Source organism: Halobellus ordinarius (assembly GCF_031823395.1).
Lineage (GTDB): Archaea > Halobacteriota > Halobacteria > Halobacteriales > Haloferacaceae > Haloquadratum > Haloquadratum ordinarius.
Window position 1 is genome coordinate 284,772 of the sequence record NZ_JAVQKJ010000008.1, and the last position, 13,723, is coordinate 298,494.

Genomic DNA, 13,723 nt, shown 5'->3' on the forward strand with positions numbered 1-13,723 from the left:
CAAATAACTTTCCGCGAGACCGGGGCTCGTGTCGGTTCACCGGAGCAGTACGAACGACAGGTCGGCGGCCGCACTGACCGCGTTCTCCCCGTGTTCTCGAAACCGATCCTCAAGATCGTGACGTGTAAAGTTGCGGCAGTCCGTCTCAGTCCGCCTGTCCGGCCGCCTGCCCCGAACCGCTCGCCTCGACGCCGGGGCCGGCCTCGATGGCCTCCACGAGCAGTTCCGCGACGTCGACGATCTCGATGTCGTCCTCGTAGCCGCCGGTCTTGCGGCCGTCCTCGTACATCGTCATACACATCGGGCAGGCGACGACGAACTTCTCTACGGCGTCGCCGGCCGGCGTGTCCTCGAGCGCCTCCCGCATCCGTTCTTCGCTCGGTTTCGACTCCTCGTCGATGTCCATCCAGAGGCCGCCGCCACCGCCGCCACAACAGAAGGAGTTGCTGCGGTTGCGCGGCATCTCCGCGAGCGTCGCGCCCGTCGCGCGGATGAGTTCCCGCGGCGCCTCGTACTCGTCGTTGTACCGGCCGAGGTGACAGGGGTCGTGGTAGGTCACCGTGTAGTCGAGTTCATTCCCCTGCAGGCCCAGACCGCCGTCGTCGACCAGTTCCTCGATCGCCTGCGTCCAGTGGAGGACGTCGACTTCTCCATCCTGGTTCCACTCGCCGTCGAACTCGAACTGCATCAGCGGCTCGTCGGCGAACTCGTCGTAGTTGACCTCGGGGTACTCGTTTTTGAACGTGTTGTAGGAGTGGGGGTCGGTACAGATGATCTTCTCGGGGTCGACCTCCTCGAAGCGCTCGACGTGGTACCCCGCGAGGTCGACGTAGAGGAACTCCTCGCCGAGTCGGCGGATGTCGTTGCCGTCGTACTTCTCCTCTTCGAAGAGGATACCGTACTCGACGTCGGCGTGTTCGAGAATCTTCGCCAGCGACCGCGCGACCTTCTTGTTCCGCTCGTCGTAGCTCGGATAATCGCCGACGTACCAGAGGTACTCGACCTCCGTCTCGCGAGCGTCGGTGACGTCGAAGTCCAGTTCGTCGGCCCAGGCGGCGCGCTCGTCCGGCGGGTCGCCGAAGGTGTTGCCCATCCCCATGATGTTGTCAAACACGTCCTGGACGTTGGAGTCCACGTCGCCCTGGTCCGTGAGCTGTCGGTTCATCCGGGTGAAGGACTTCAGGTGCTCGATGTCGACCGGGCAGGCGTCCATACACGCCATACAGGACATACACGACTCCATCGTCGCGGCGTCGACGACGCTCTCGCCGCCGTCGGCGACGATGTCGACCGCTTCGGTCTCGCCCGCGTCGAGGTCCTCGCGGTACTGCTTCAGATCGAGGATGACGTCCCGCGGATCGAGCGGGCGGCCGGACTCCTTCGCCGGACAGACCGACGAACAGCGGCCGCACTTGGTGCAGGCGTCCTGATCGAGGATCTCCTTCCAGGAGAAGTCGTCGATGGTCTCGGCGCCCGTGTCGGCGTCGAGATCGGCGGGCACGCCGGGGAGGCGTTTGCCGGCCTTCTCGTCGCGGGCCACGATGTTGGCGTACGACGAGAGCATGTGGAAGGGTTTCCCGAAGGGGATGGCCGCGATGAACGCAAAGGCCAGAAGCGAGTGTGACCACCAGACGAACGGGTAGACCGCCGCCGCCGCCGACTCGGTCATCCCCGCGACCGCGAAGACCTCAGCGAGGAACCAGCCCACGAAGCTGACGGTCTCGAAGGAGGGGAAGCCGGTCCCGAGGATGCGGATGCCCTCGGTCACGTAGCCGCCGACGCCGAGCAGGAACAGCGCCCAGATGAAGAAGTCGTCTTCCAGACTCGTGTGTTTGCCCCACAGACGCTCCTTTCGGACGGCGTAGCGACGGTAGAGGGCGACGCCGACACCGACGACGAACAGCAGTCCCATCGCGTCCATCACGAAGGAATAAGAGAGGTAGAAGTCGCCGACGAAGAAGGACTGCTCCGTGCCCAGCGCCCCGGTGATCGGCTGGTAGATGTCCATATCGATCGCGAGGATCGTGGTCCCGATCAGGAGCGTCAGAAAGCCCCACATAATGAACGCGTGCATCACGCCGCCGCCCGTGTCGCGGTCGAAGAGCTTCCGGTTCGAGAGGACGATCCGCGTCGCCGAGACGATCCGCCCCGGGAGGTCATCGAGCCGCTCGAACCAGTCTTCCGTCCCGGCGGTGTAGCGGTCGACCCGCTTGTATGCGCCGTACAGGAAGATCAGAATCGTCACCACGGCGAGGAGGTAGAAGACCACCTCGCCGAGGTGGCCGATACGCCAGAACGTCGGTCGGGTCGTCGCCCCTTCGGCAACCATAACGGCTAGAGATTCTCGAATCTCATCATAAAGGTTGGTACGTTCGACAGCGGAACGGCGGCCCCGAACCGGAAACGGGCGACCCCGAGTGTCTCCGTCTCGAATTCGAGACGCGGATTCGCGCCGTCTCCGGCGAACGTACTATCGTTCTCACAACAGGTTGTGGAACGCGCTCCCGAGAGTCGCCGCCCCGTCCCGCACGCTTATGTTTGATTCGCTGCAACCTGTAATCGATGAATCTCCCCGCCCAACTTGATCATCCCGCGTGGACCACGAGCATCGCGACGTTGTTGAGTTACGGCCTCGGGCTACTGGGGATGTTCGTGCTGCTTTTCGTCCTCCCGTTCCTGCTCTTTTTGGCACTGTAGCGAACCCACTCCGCCGCGATCCGGCACGGTCGTGGGAGCGGAGACGGCTTCGCGCAAGGTCGTGAGCCGGCGTTCCGCCGGCCGACGAGATGGCGCGTTCTCGGTGATCCCCGCGAGGAATTCGCGGCCGGCCGGGCCGCATAAAATGACGTTCTATAGTACAGGGGCAGTTTGTTAGGGGAGTCACCGTAACCGTAAGATCATATGGGGCTAGGCCTTAGTAGTAGATATGTGGACGTAGCACACTCCGACCAGCGGAGAACCGACCGTCATCTGACGAGCGAAATCAAACACGAGGTTAGCAATCGATGAGCACGAACGACTTCCCATCGAACGCAGGTACAGTTATCATCGGCGCCGGTATCGTCGGCAGTTCTCTCGTGGGAGAACTGTCGAAGCGGGGCCGAGACGACATCCTCCTGATCGACAAGGGTCCGCTCTCGGACCCCGGCGGCTCCACCGGCCACGCGTCGAACTTCATCTTCCCGGTCGACCACAGCAAGGACATGACCCAGCTGACGTCCGACAGCCGGGACATCTACCGGGAGTTCGACACCTTCAACGAATCCGGCGGGATCGAGGTCGCCCGGACCGAAGAGCGGATGGAGGAGCTCAAACGGCGCGTCGTCTCCGGGAAATCCTTCGGCGAGGAGGCCGAACTCCTCACGCCGGAAGAGGTCGAGGAACTGGTCCCGTACATCAACACGGACATCATCAAGGGCGGCTTCTACAGCCCGGGAGCCGGCACCTGTGACCCGCTCCGCGCAGGCGAGCTGTATCGCCAGGAGGCGAAGGATCGGGACGCACTCCGCACCGCGCCGAACACGGAAGTGACGGACCTCCACGTCGAGGACGGCGAGATCACCGCCGTCGAGACCGACAAGGGCACGGTCTCCGCCGACGAGGTCATCATCGCCGCGGGGCTGTGGAGCCCGAAGATCGCTGATATGGCGGGTGTCGACATCCCGCTGTCGCCGGCGGTCCACCAGATGGTCTCTGTCGGCCCGATCGAGCGCTTCGAGGACGGCGAGGGCGAGATCAACTACCCCGTCGTCCGCGACATGGACACCCAGATGTACGAGCGGCAGCACGGCAACGACATCGAGGTCGGGTCCTACGAGCACCGGCCGATCCTCTGGGACGTCGACGACGTCCCCTCGATCGAGGAGTCGCCGCTCTCGCCGACCCAGCCGCCGCTCACCGAGGACGCCTTCGAGCAGTCGATGGAGCACGCCTTAGAGATCATCCCGGAGGTCCTCGACGATCCGGACGCCGGTATCCGTCACTCCATCGACGGCCTGCTGTCGGTCACCCCCGACGGCCATCCGCTTCTCGGTCCGATTCCGGAGGTCGACGGCCTCTGGTCTTGCGCGGCCATCTGGATCAAGGAGGCGCCCGCGATCGCCCGCGAACTCTCGAAGTGGATGACGAAGGGTCACCCGGACATCGACATCGTCGCCCACGACCACGTCGCCCGCTTCGACGAGTACGGCGAGAACCAGGAGTTCGTCAAGGCCCGCGGCGCCGAGGGCTTCCAGAAGACCTACGGCATCGTCCACCCGCGCGAGCAGTGGCAGACGGTCCGGCCGCTCCGGACGAGTGGCTTTTATCACCGACAGAAGGACCTCGACGCGGAATTCTTCGAGGCCGGCGGCTGGGAGCGCCCGCGCTGGTTCGAGTCCAACGCCGACCTCGTCGAGAAGTACGAAGACGAGATCGAGGGCCTCAAGCGCCCCAACGAGTGGGACAACCGCTGGTGGTCCGAGATCATCCTCGGCGAGCACCTGCATCTGCGGAACAACGTCGGGATGATCGGCGACACCGGCTTCGGCATCTTCGACATCGTCGGCAGCGACGCCTACGAGAATATGGAGCGGATCTGCGTGGCGCCGATGGATCTCGACGTCGACTCCTCGGTGTACACGCCGGTACTGGCGCCGAACGCCGGCTTCGTCTCCGACCTGACGATCGCCCGACTCGGCGAGAACCACTACCGCGTCATCACTGGCGGCGCCCACGCCGGCCAGGACAAGACGTGGTTCAGCAACCACCTCGAGGGCGACGCCGAACTCATCGGCCGCTCCTCTGAACTGTGCACCCTGGGTGTCTGGGGACCGGACGCCGAGGAACTGATGAACGGCATCGCCGAAGAAGAGATGACGTCCGACAGCTTCGACTTCGCGGAGATGAAGGACGTCACCATCGGCGCGGTCAACGCCAAGGCGTTCCGCATCTCCTACGTCGGCGAGTTCGGCTGGGAGATCTACGCCCCGATGGAGAAGGGCCAGCGCCTCTGGGACACCATCCACGAGGCCGGCCAGAACTACGACATCCGCCCGGTCGGCACCGGCGTCTACGGCGAGACCGGCCGGATGGAGAAGGGCTACCGGCTGATGGGCGCGGAACTCGAAATCGACTACACCCCCGCCGAGGCCGGCCTGACGCTCCACGGCGTCAAGGACGCCGACTTCGTCGGCAAGGACGCCTACGCGGCGGCGATCGACGAGGAGAACTCCGCCACGCTGTGTACGCTGTCCGTGACGGACCACGCGCCCGACGGCGGCGAGCGCCGCTTCATGACGGGCGGAGAACCCATCCTCGATGGGGACGGGAACGTCCTCGTCGACGACGAGGGTCGCCGCTCCTACGTGACCTCCGCCGGTACCGGCCCGTCGGTCGGCAAGCACCTCCTGCTCAGCTACCTGCCGCAGGAGTACGCCACCGAGGGTCAGGAACTGCAGGTCGAGTACTTCGGCCAGCACTACCCCGTCGAGGTCGAAGTCGCCGGCTACGGCGGCGTCTTCGACCCGGACAACGAACGGCTGTTCAAGAACAACTACTGATCATGGAGATACTCACAGCCATCAAGCGCGTCCCGGAAACGGGCTCGAAAGTCGTGCTGACGGACGACAACCTGTCCATCGACACCACCTCGCTTGGCTTCACCATCAGCCCGCACGAGGAGTGTGCCATCGAGGAGAGCGTCCAGCTCGTCGAGGAGAACGACGGCAACGCGACCCTCCTGACGCTCGGCAGCGAGGACGCGACCGAACAGCTCCGGTCGGGCATCGCGATGGGCGCCGACGAGGGCGTCCTCCTGGAAACAGACGACGACGAGTGGGACCCCGCCGCGACGGCAAACGCCATCGCGACCGCGATCGACGAGGGCGACACCGACTACGACCTCTTGCTGTTCGGGAACGAGTCCGCCGACGCCGCGAACCACCAGGTCGGCGTCCACGTCGCAGAGCAACTCGATCTCCCCTGCGTCACCGGGATCAAGGAGCTGGAGGTCGAGGACGGCTCGGTCGTCGCCGAACGCGAGATCCCCGGCGGCTCCGAGGTGTACGAACTCGACCTGCCGGCGGTCGTGACGGTCAAAGAAGGCCTCAACGAGCCGCGCTACCCGTCGATGCGTGCGAAGATGCAGGCGCGGAAGGCCTCCGTCGAGCACATCGAGCCAGCGAAGGAAGCGGGCGGCCTCGAACTGGTCGAACTCGAAGTGCCGGAGACCGACGACAGCCCCGCCGAGATCCTCGGCGAGAGTCCGGAGGCGGCCGAGAACGTCGTCGACGTTCTCGAAGACCTGGAGGTGGTCTAGATGGTACTCACACTCGTCGAACACGACAACGGCGAAGTCGACGACGTCTCGCTGCAGGCGCTGACGCTCGCGCGCGACGTCGCCGACGACACCGGCGAATCGCTCGAAGCGATCGCGTTCGGCCCGGAAGCCGAAGGCATCGCCGAACAGGTCGGCGCCTACGGCGCCGCGGTTCTCAACGTCGTCGACGACAGCGACCTCGACGACTACGCGCCCGAGGCGTACGCCCGGGCAGTCGTCCAGTGTGCCGAGGCGGCCGACACCGAGGCAGTCATCGCGCCCGGGACGGACCGCGGTGCGGAGACGCTCTCACACGCCGCGGCGAAACTCGACGAGACGATGGCTGCGGAGGTCACCGACGTCGACGTCGGCGACACGTACGGCATCACCCGACAGCGGTGGGGTGGCACGCTCATCGAGCACGCCGAACTTACCGCCGACACCAACCTCCTGACGGTCGCGGCCAACGAGATCTCGCCGACCGAAAGCGGCGACGGCGCCGCCGACGTGAGCGCGTTCTCGCCCGACCTCGAGGACGGCGACCTGCGCGTGCAACTCTCCCGCGTCGAGGAGTCCGACATCGAGGGCGTCCCGCTCGGGGAGGCCCGCGTCGTCATCGGCGGCGGTCGCGGGACCGACGGCGACTACTCCGCGCTGGAGGAACTCGCCGAACAGATCCCCAACGCCGCGGTCGGCTCCTCCCGCGCCGCGGTCAACGAGGGCTGGCGGCCCCACGACGACCAGATCGGGCAGACGGGCAACAAGATCGCCCCCGAGATCTACATCGCCGCCGGGATCAGCGGCGCCGTCCAGCATATGGTCGGCTGCAAGGGCGCCGAAAACATCCTCGCGGTGAACACCGATCCGGAAGCGGCGATCATCCAGAAGGCCGACTGGGCCGTCGTCGCCGACCTGCACGAGACCATTCCGGAAGTCACCGAGGAACTGCAGAACCGCGGGCTCGCCGACTGAGGCCAGCGCCGAAACTGCGGCTTCCCGCGAAGCAATTTTTTCGGACGCAAAAAGGGGGGCGCTGACAGCCCTACGACCCGCGCGTCACGTCCTCGACGCTGTAGCCGGCTGCTTCGATCGCGTCGACGATCCCGCCGGCGTGTTCGGCGCCGCTGGTTTCGACGGTGAAGACGAGGTACGCCTCGCCGACCTCGAGGTCTTCGACCGATCGGTCGTGTCTGACGTTGTGGATGTTCGCCTCCTGCTCGGCGATGATGCCGGAGAGGTCCTCCATCTTCCCGGGGCGGTCGTCGATCCGCACCTGGAGGCGGATGCGCTGCTTTCGCTGGGTCAGCGCGTGGACCAGGACGGTCTGCAGTTGCGTCATGTCGAGGTTGCCGCCGCAGAGAAGCGGCATCACGATCTCCCCCGAGACGTCGAGGTCGTCGCTCAGAAGCGCCGCGACCGAGGCCGCGCCCGCGCCCTCGACGACCTGCTTTGCCCGCTCCATCAGGAAGAGGATCGCCTGTGCGATCTCGGTATCGGAGACAGTCACCACCTCGTCGACGTTGGCCCGGATGATCGACAGCGTCGTCTCGGAGATGCCGCCGGTCGCGATCCCGTCGGCGATGGTGTCAACCTCGTCGAGCGTGACGGGAATTCCCTTGTCGAGGCTCTCGTGGACCGTCTCGGCGCCCGTCGCCTGCACGCCGACGATCCGCGTCTCCGGCGAGAGATGCTTCATCGCCGTCGAGACGCCGCTGATCAGCCCGCCGCCACCGATCGGAACGATTACCGTGTCGGCGTCGGGGCAGTCGTGGTACATCTCCGAGCCGAGCGTGCCCTGCCCGGCGATGATGTCGGTGTCGTCGTAGGCGTGGACGAACTCGGCGTCCGCCATCTCCTCGACGGCGGCCTTGGCGTGGGACATCGTCTCCTGGAAGTCCTTGCCGACCAACTCGACTGTGGCCCCGTAGCTCCGGGTGGCGTCGACTTTCGTCTGCGGCGCGTCCTCGGGCATATAGATCGTCGAGTTCGCGCCGCACCGCGTCGCCGCGAGCGCAACGCCCTGGGCGTGGTTGCCGGCGCTCGCGGCGACGAACTCCGTGACGCCGTCGGCGACGTCCTGGCTGATCTTGTTGTACGCACCGCGGGTCTTGAACGATCCCGTCCACTGGAGGTGCTCCATCTTGAGGTGGACCTCCGCGTCGACGAGCGCTCCGAGCGACGTGCTGCGCTCGACCGGCGTCTGCTTGACGACGGTGTCGTCGTCGAGACGCTCGCGCGCCCGCTCGATGTCGACGTATTGCACTGGCAGTTCGTCGGTCTCGGATCCGTGGTCTGTGGCTGTCATCGTAATGAGTCGGTGGGGTCGGTGATGGCGCCGGAAGAGTCGGCAGACGGAACCCGCTGTCGTGGCCGTTCGGGGTCGACACCGACAATCAACCGGTCGCGCGCTCGGCCGGCGATCACCGCATACACGAGCGGTCGGCGCCCGGTTATGTTCGTCTTCCGATGCACCGGTGACGGGCATAAAGACAACGGTGGACTGTCCCAGAGAGAACGTTAGATGCCTTCCAAGCATCCATATCTCCCGGTTTTCGGCGTTTTTCACTCGACGCCGACACCGATATGAGAGAAGAGAGCGTCACTACGAACCACAGCGTGACAAGAAGTCGAAAGATGTTGCGTCGCCGCCGGGACCCGACTCCCTTCGATCGATCCACGGCGGGCATCGCTCACTCCCCGCGCGGCGCCGGATCGCGCTCCTGAACCGCGTCGAGGAGGTCACAGAGGGCGCCCGCCGACAGTTCGAGCAGTTCCGCGCCGAGCTCCTCGCTCGAATCTCGCGGGTCCCCCACGACGCCGTTCTCGGTGAACTCGTCGGAGTCGACCGCGAGGTTGACGCGACCCTGCCAGTCGCCCCAGCGGTCGCTGCCGCCCTCGGCCGCCTCGTCGAGACGGTCCTCGTGGACCGTTTCGGGGTTCGCGTGGCGGAGCAACGCGGTTTCGAGCGGTCCCGCGTGGCCCATCTCCGAGGTGTGTTCGCCTACTTCGTCGAACCACGTGAACGGGACGGCGTAGGCGTCGTCGTGGCGGACGATGCGTGCGGTCACCTCCCGCAGCGCCGCGATGTTGCCGCCGTGACCGTTGACGACGACGACGCGGTCCCAGCCGTGGGACGCCAGGCTGCCGACGACGTCGCGGACGTACGACCTGAGGGTCGACTCGGAGGTCCACAGCGTGCCGGCAAAGCGGCGGTGCTCCTCGGCGATCCCGACCGGAATCGCTGGGGCGACGACGACAGGGTCGTCGTAGCGGTCGGCGGCGGCCTCGGCGACGGCTTCGGCGTTGAGTGTGTCCGTTCCGAGCGGCGCGTGTGGGCCGTGCTGTTCGGTGCTCCCCACGGGGAGAAGCGCGACCTCCGCATCCGACGCCGCCGCGTCGGTCCACGTCTCTGCAGTCAACTCCATACGCCATCCCTCGCCGAGCGGTCCCATAAAAATGCGGACCGCCCGGTCGGTCCCCACTGTCCCTGTCCGCTGTACGGGTCCTTTTTGCGACGGCGTGACTCTCTCCCAGTATGAACTACGAACCGGCCACGCACACGACGACCGAGCGTCGCCTCGGACACCTCCCGTCCGGGCGCGACGTCTCCGTGACTGTCCACCGGTACGCGGGCGGCGACGGCCCGACGGTGTTCGTGCAGGCGGCCCAGCACGGCATCGAACTCAACGGCCCCGCGGCGCTCCGTCGGCTGCACGGACACCTGCGTGACGCCGACCTCGCGGGCACTGTCGTCGTCGTGCCGGTGGCCAATCCGCTCGCGTTCGACCACCGCTCGTATCTCACGCCCGAGGCCTACGACGCGCTGAACGCCAACTTCAACCGCATCTGGCCGGGCGACGAGGGGGGAAGCTTCCAGGAGCGACTCGTCGCGAGCCTGTGGCCGCTTGTCGAGGCCGCTGACGCCGCAGTGGATCTCCACACCGGGATGCCGGAGATGCTCGAACACGTCCGCTTCCGTGCCGATGACGACGACGCCCGTGCTCTGGCGTCGGCGTTCGGCACCGAGGTCCTGCTGGCGGACTCGGACTCGATCGACGGCGACGATTTCTCCGGCAAATTTCGGCTCGCAGCGGCTCGAGCGGGCGTGCCGGCGATCACCGCGGAGCTCTCGAACAGCCGGACCGTCCGACAACCCGCTGTCGACACCGGCGTCGAGGGCGTCCGGAACGTGCTCCGGGAACTCGGATCGCTTCCGGCAGCCCCGGAGTCCCCGCCCGAACAACAACTGCTCCGGGACGACGCTCCCCGGGTCACTGCCGACACGTCGGGGCTGTTCGAGCTACGATCCGATCTCGGCGTCGGCGACGAGGTCGAAGCCGAGCAGGAACTCGGCGCGGTGTTCGATCCGATGTCGTTCGAGCGCCTGGAGACGGTGACAGCCACCGTGGACGGCGTTGTCTACTCCGTGGGCCACGGGGGCGTCGTCGTCGCGGGCGAACGGCTCGCGAGCATCGCGACCGACGTCTGATACGGAGTGCTGAAGTCTCACAACACGATCTGTAAGAGCCACGACTGGTGGTGCTCTCGTTCGCCCGCTTCAAACGCGTCTGATCAGCAGCCTGATCACTTGAAAGCCCTCAGTATTCCGCACCCATCGTTAACAGATTACAGTGTGATGCGTGTTATCAGTGAGATGGCGCCACAGACTCATTCTCCGTTCGCTGCGCTCTCCCGGGTGCTCGAAGAACTCGACGCCGACGGACGGTCCGTCAACCGGACAGAAGCGTCCACCGAGGAGGCGGCTGCGGGGTCTCTGTGCGCCACGGTCGAGGTTGGGGTTCCGCTCCCCGTTTCCGAGGATGTGGGGTTTGCGCCGCAGTCGGCCACGCTAACTGAGGACGGTCTCAGCCTGACGTACCGCCGGCCGACGTTCGTCGAGACGATCGCCGATCGCTCCCCCGACGGGCTGTCGGTCGACGTCAGCCAGACTGGCGCTGCGATCGAGGGTGACGACCTGCTCGTGACGCTCGACATCGTGATCGGCGAAACTGCAGCAGCCCAACAAGCAGCCGCGGCGGAACAGCCCTCGGACACGAATCCGGAACGTGAAGCGACAGCCAGTTCTCAGGTGGACAGCGGCGAGGCCGCGTCCCTGGACGAGCCGACGAGCCACTCCCGCGCAGTTGAGTCGTCGGACCCCATCGGATCACCTTCGGCTGATTCGGTCTCGGCGGCGGGACAGTCGTCGTCGGCCGCCTCGTCGTCGCTGTCATCCATCACAGCGGCTGAATCGTCGCCGGGCGCAACCGACGGCAGCGAAACCGCCGTCTCCTCACTCGCTGCTTCCGGACCCGGCCGGCAGGATTCCGCGGACGCGACTGGCTCCGATTCGAGCCTCGAAGACGTCCGCGACGAGTCGGTTCCGCCGTACGAGGACACCGCGTACCTCCGACGACTCTACGAGACCTGCGAAACGTTCGCGGAGATGAGCGACCGGATCGTGATGGACGTCTCCGCGGAGACCGTCCGTCGGTACACCATCGAAGCCGGCGTGCACACGCCGACGTCCTACGAGACCGACGAGTCGGACCGATCGTCGGACGGCGACGTCACCGACGGCGCTGCGCCGGACGTGCAGGCGAGCGAATCGGACGAGGGGCTCGCAGACACGACAACCGGTGCGTCGACAGCCGGAACCGATCCGGACGAGTCGATGACCGAAGCGGTATCGGACGAGTCGACACCCGAACCAGATTCGAGCGAGACGCCACCCGAACCAGATCCGAGCGAGACGCCACCCGAACCAGATCCGAGCGAGACGACACCCGAACCAGATCCGGAGGAATCGACTCCCGGCTCGGCTCAGGGATCCGATCCGCTTCCCGACGAACAGCTCCTCGCCGACGGGATCGGTCTCCCCGAATCGCTCACGCTTCGGGACGTCGCCGACGCTGTCGTCGACGCCAGGACTGTCTACGAGGTGCAACGACAACTCGGCCTCTCCGGGACACGGACCCGTCACCTCCTGCAGCAACTCAACATCCTCGATCTCGTGCTTCGCCGCGTCTCCGACGATCCGGAGCGACAGGTCTCCTACGACACCGTGGCGGCGCGGATCCGACAGTGTGCTCCGGACAGCGCCTGAGAGATGTTATAGCAGCGTTTGCAACTCATTACCCATCCGATCGCACGACAACGTACGATCGAGTATGTGAAGACTTGCAAACGGCACTATACTTAAAATGGTTATTCGTTGTACCCACAGACAGAAGTGTGTCCCCTCCCTTCGACCAGTAAGGATGTCACTGGGCACGCAAACCGCAGCCAGCGACGGTGCAGAGTACCTTCTGACGGCGGCGCGATTCGAGCTGATGCCGTTCGACAGCTTCGACGACGAGATCGACCAGTTACCCGACGGCGCGAGCATCGCGATCACGACGTCCCCGAAACTGGGCATCGAGCGGACGATCGAGCGCACTGAAGAAGCGGCCGCGGCCGGCTACGAGGTCATTCCGCACATCGCCGCCCGCTACATCGAGGGCCCCGAACAGCTCGAAGAGATCGCCCGACGTCTCACCGAAGCGGGCGTCACCGACATCTTCGTGCCCGGTGGCGACAAAGAAGAGCCTGTCGGCGAGTTCGAGTCCGCGTACGATCTACTCGTCGCCCTCGACGACCTCGAGTACGAGTTCGAGGAAGTCGGCATCACGGGCTATCCCGAGGGACACGACTTCCTCTCAGAGGAGACCCTCGCCGAGGCGATGGACAAGAAGGCACCGTACGCGACGTACATCGTCACCCAGCTGTGTTACGACCCCGAGACGATCCTGGCGTGGATCGAAGGTCTCCGCGAGCGCGGCATCGATCTCCCCGTCGAAATCGGGATTCCCGGCGTGATGAACTACCAGAAACTGCTGAAGATCTCCCGGAAGGTCGGCGTCGGCGACTCGGTGAAGTTCCTCCGGAAAACCACGGGTATCTTCGGGTTCGTCAAGGAACTGGTCGGGTCGCGAGGGCGATACAAACCGGACGATCTGATCGACGGCCTGGCGCCGTACGTCGACGACGACACCTACAAGATCCGCGGCATTCACGTCTACACCTTCAATCAGACGGACGATCTCGAACGCTGGCGGCAGAACCGACTCAGCTGATCTGGGGCTCTGGTCCGATCCGGGGACCCCGAGTTCGCAGGTCGCCGCCGACACATTCTGATTTTCAATTGTCATTTTGTGCCGAAAACGGGGAATTATCCGGTTTCAGCCCCACCTACGCCTGTATGACAGGCGAGCGACTCGCGGCGGTCGATCCGGCCGTCGCCGATGCACTCGACGGTGAGCGGCGGCGACAGAACGAGACGCTGGCGATGATTGCCAGCGAGAATCACGCCAGCGAGGCGGTCTTAGAAGCCCAGGGGAGTGCGCTGACGAACAAGTACGCCGAAGGGTACCCGGGCGAGCGGTA

Annotated in this window: 10 protein-coding genes and 1 pseudogene; 8 read left to right on the plus strand and 3 right to left on the minus strand. The window is 65.5% G+C overall.

All coding sequences use genetic code 11. The annotated features are described in order from the left end of the window. Positions 1–145: 145 nt before the first annotated feature. Complete coding sequence (locus RJT48_RS13890) at positions 146–2,329, minus strand: heterodisulfide reductase-related iron-sulfur binding cluster (RefSeq protein WP_311172926.1); 2,184 nt, start codon at positions 2,327–2,329, stop codon at positions 146–148. A gap of 233 nt (positions 2,330–2,562) precedes the next feature. Between RJT48_RS13890 and RJT48_RS13895 the strand changes: the two genes are divergently transcribed. The 4 genes from RJT48_RS13895 to RJT48_RS13910 all read left to right on the plus strand — a co-directional run bounded on the left by RJT48_RS13895 (position 2,563) and on the right by RJT48_RS13910 (position 7,270). Next, positions 2,563–2,697: a hypothetical protein gene (locus RJT48_RS13895; RefSeq protein ID WP_311172927.1), complete on the plus strand. Its 135-nt coding sequence runs from the start codon at positions 2,563–2,565 to the stop codon at positions 2,695–2,697. Positions 2,698–3,005: 308 nt separating this feature from the next. After that, positions 3,006–5,540 (plus strand): GcvT family protein, encoded by a 2,535-nt coding sequence (locus RJT48_RS13900; RefSeq protein WP_311172928.1) that lies wholly within the window; start codon positions 3,006–3,008, stop codon positions 5,538–5,540. 2 nt (positions 5,541–5,542) lie between these two features. Then, complete coding sequence (locus RJT48_RS13905) at positions 5,543–6,298, plus strand: electron transfer flavoprotein subunit beta/FixA family protein (RefSeq protein WP_311172929.1); 756 nt, start codon at positions 5,543–5,545, stop codon at positions 6,296–6,298. Beyond that, positions 6,299–7,270 (plus strand): electron transfer flavoprotein subunit alpha/FixB family protein, encoded by a 972-nt coding sequence (locus RJT48_RS13910; RefSeq protein WP_311172930.1) that lies wholly within the window; start codon positions 6,299–6,301, stop codon positions 7,268–7,270. Between the two features lie 70 nt (positions 7,271–7,340). Here the strand turns inward: RJT48_RS13910 and ilvA are convergent, their stop codons facing one another. Together ilvA and RJT48_RS13920 are read right to left on the minus strand one after the other, a co-directional pair. Next, entirely contained in the window at positions 7,341–8,603 is a 1,263-nt protein-coding gene (ilvA, locus tag RJT48_RS13915) for a threonine ammonia-lyase (RefSeq protein ID WP_311172931.1), read from the minus strand. A 385-nt stretch (positions 8,604–8,988) separates the two neighbouring features. Continuing rightward, positions 8,989–9,723, minus strand: a complete 735-nt coding sequence (locus tag RJT48_RS13920) for a creatininase family protein (RefSeq protein ID WP_311172932.1) — start codon at positions 9,721–9,723, stop codon at positions 8,989–8,991. Between the two features lie 110 nt (positions 9,724–9,833). Here RJT48_RS13920 and RJT48_RS13925 point away from each other — a divergent pair, with 110 nt between their 5' ends. The 4 genes and pseudogenes from RJT48_RS13925 to RJT48_RS13940 form a co-directional block, all read left to right on the plus strand. Then, positions 9,834–10,787 (plus strand): succinylglutamate desuccinylase/aspartoacylase family protein, encoded by a 954-nt coding sequence (locus tag RJT48_RS13925; RefSeq protein ID WP_311172933.1) that lies wholly within the window; start codon positions 9,834–9,836, stop codon positions 10,785–10,787. 165 nt (positions 10,788–10,952) lie between these two features. Continuing rightward, positions 10,953–12,404 (plus strand): DUF8073 domain-containing protein, encoded by a 1,452-nt coding sequence (locus tag RJT48_RS13930; protein ID WP_311172934.1) that lies wholly within the window; start codon positions 10,953–10,955, stop codon positions 12,402–12,404. A 154-nt stretch (positions 12,405–12,558) separates the two neighbouring features. Beyond that, on the plus strand, positions 12,559–13,413 hold the full coding sequence (locus tag RJT48_RS13935) for a methylenetetrahydrofolate reductase (RefSeq protein WP_311172935.1): 855 nt from the start codon (positions 12,559–12,561) through the stop codon (positions 13,411–13,413). 125 nt (positions 13,414–13,538) lie between these two features. After that, a pseudogene (locus RJT48_RS13940) lies at positions 13,539–13,723 on the plus strand (serine hydroxymethyltransferase); the annotation flags it as partial.

Bases quoted from the DNA above. Each gene is read 5' to 3' on its own strand.
- RJT48_RS13895 (WP_311172927.1), top strand. From the start codon at position 2,563: ATGAATCTCCCCGCCCAACTTGATCATCCCGCGTGGACCACGAGCATC.
- RJT48_RS13890 (WP_311172926.1), bottom strand. From the start codon at position 2,329: ATGGTTGCCGAAGGGGCGACGACCCGACCGACGTTCTGGCGTATCGGC.
- RJT48_RS13930 (WP_311172934.1), top strand. From the start codon at position 10,953: ATGGCGCCACAGACTCATTCTCCGTTCGCTGCGCTCTCCCGGGTGCTC.
- RJT48_RS13925 (WP_311172933.1), top strand. From the start codon at position 9,834: ATGAACTACGAACCGGCCACGCACACGACGACCGAGCGTCGCCTCGGA.
- RJT48_RS13900 (WP_311172928.1), top strand. From the start codon at position 3,006: ATGAGCACGAACGACTTCCCATCGAACGCAGGTACAGTTATCATCGGC.
- ilvA (WP_311172931.1), bottom strand. From the start codon at position 8,603: ATGACAGCCACAGACCACGGATCCGAGACCGACGAACTGCCAGTGCAA.
- RJT48_RS13910 (WP_311172930.1), top strand. From the start codon at position 6,299: ATGGTACTCACACTCGTCGAACACGACAACGGCGAAGTCGACGACGTC.
- RJT48_RS13920 (WP_311172932.1), bottom strand. From the start codon at position 9,723: ATGGAGTTGACTGCAGAGACGTGGACCGACGCGGCGGCGTCGGATGCG.
- RJT48_RS13935 (WP_311172935.1), top strand. From the start codon at position 12,559: ATGTCACTGGGCACGCAAACCGCAGCCAGCGACGGTGCAGAGTACCTT.
- RJT48_RS13905 (WP_311172929.1), top strand. From the start codon at position 5,543: ATGGAGATACTCACAGCCATCAAGCGCGTCCCGGAAACGGGCTCGAAA.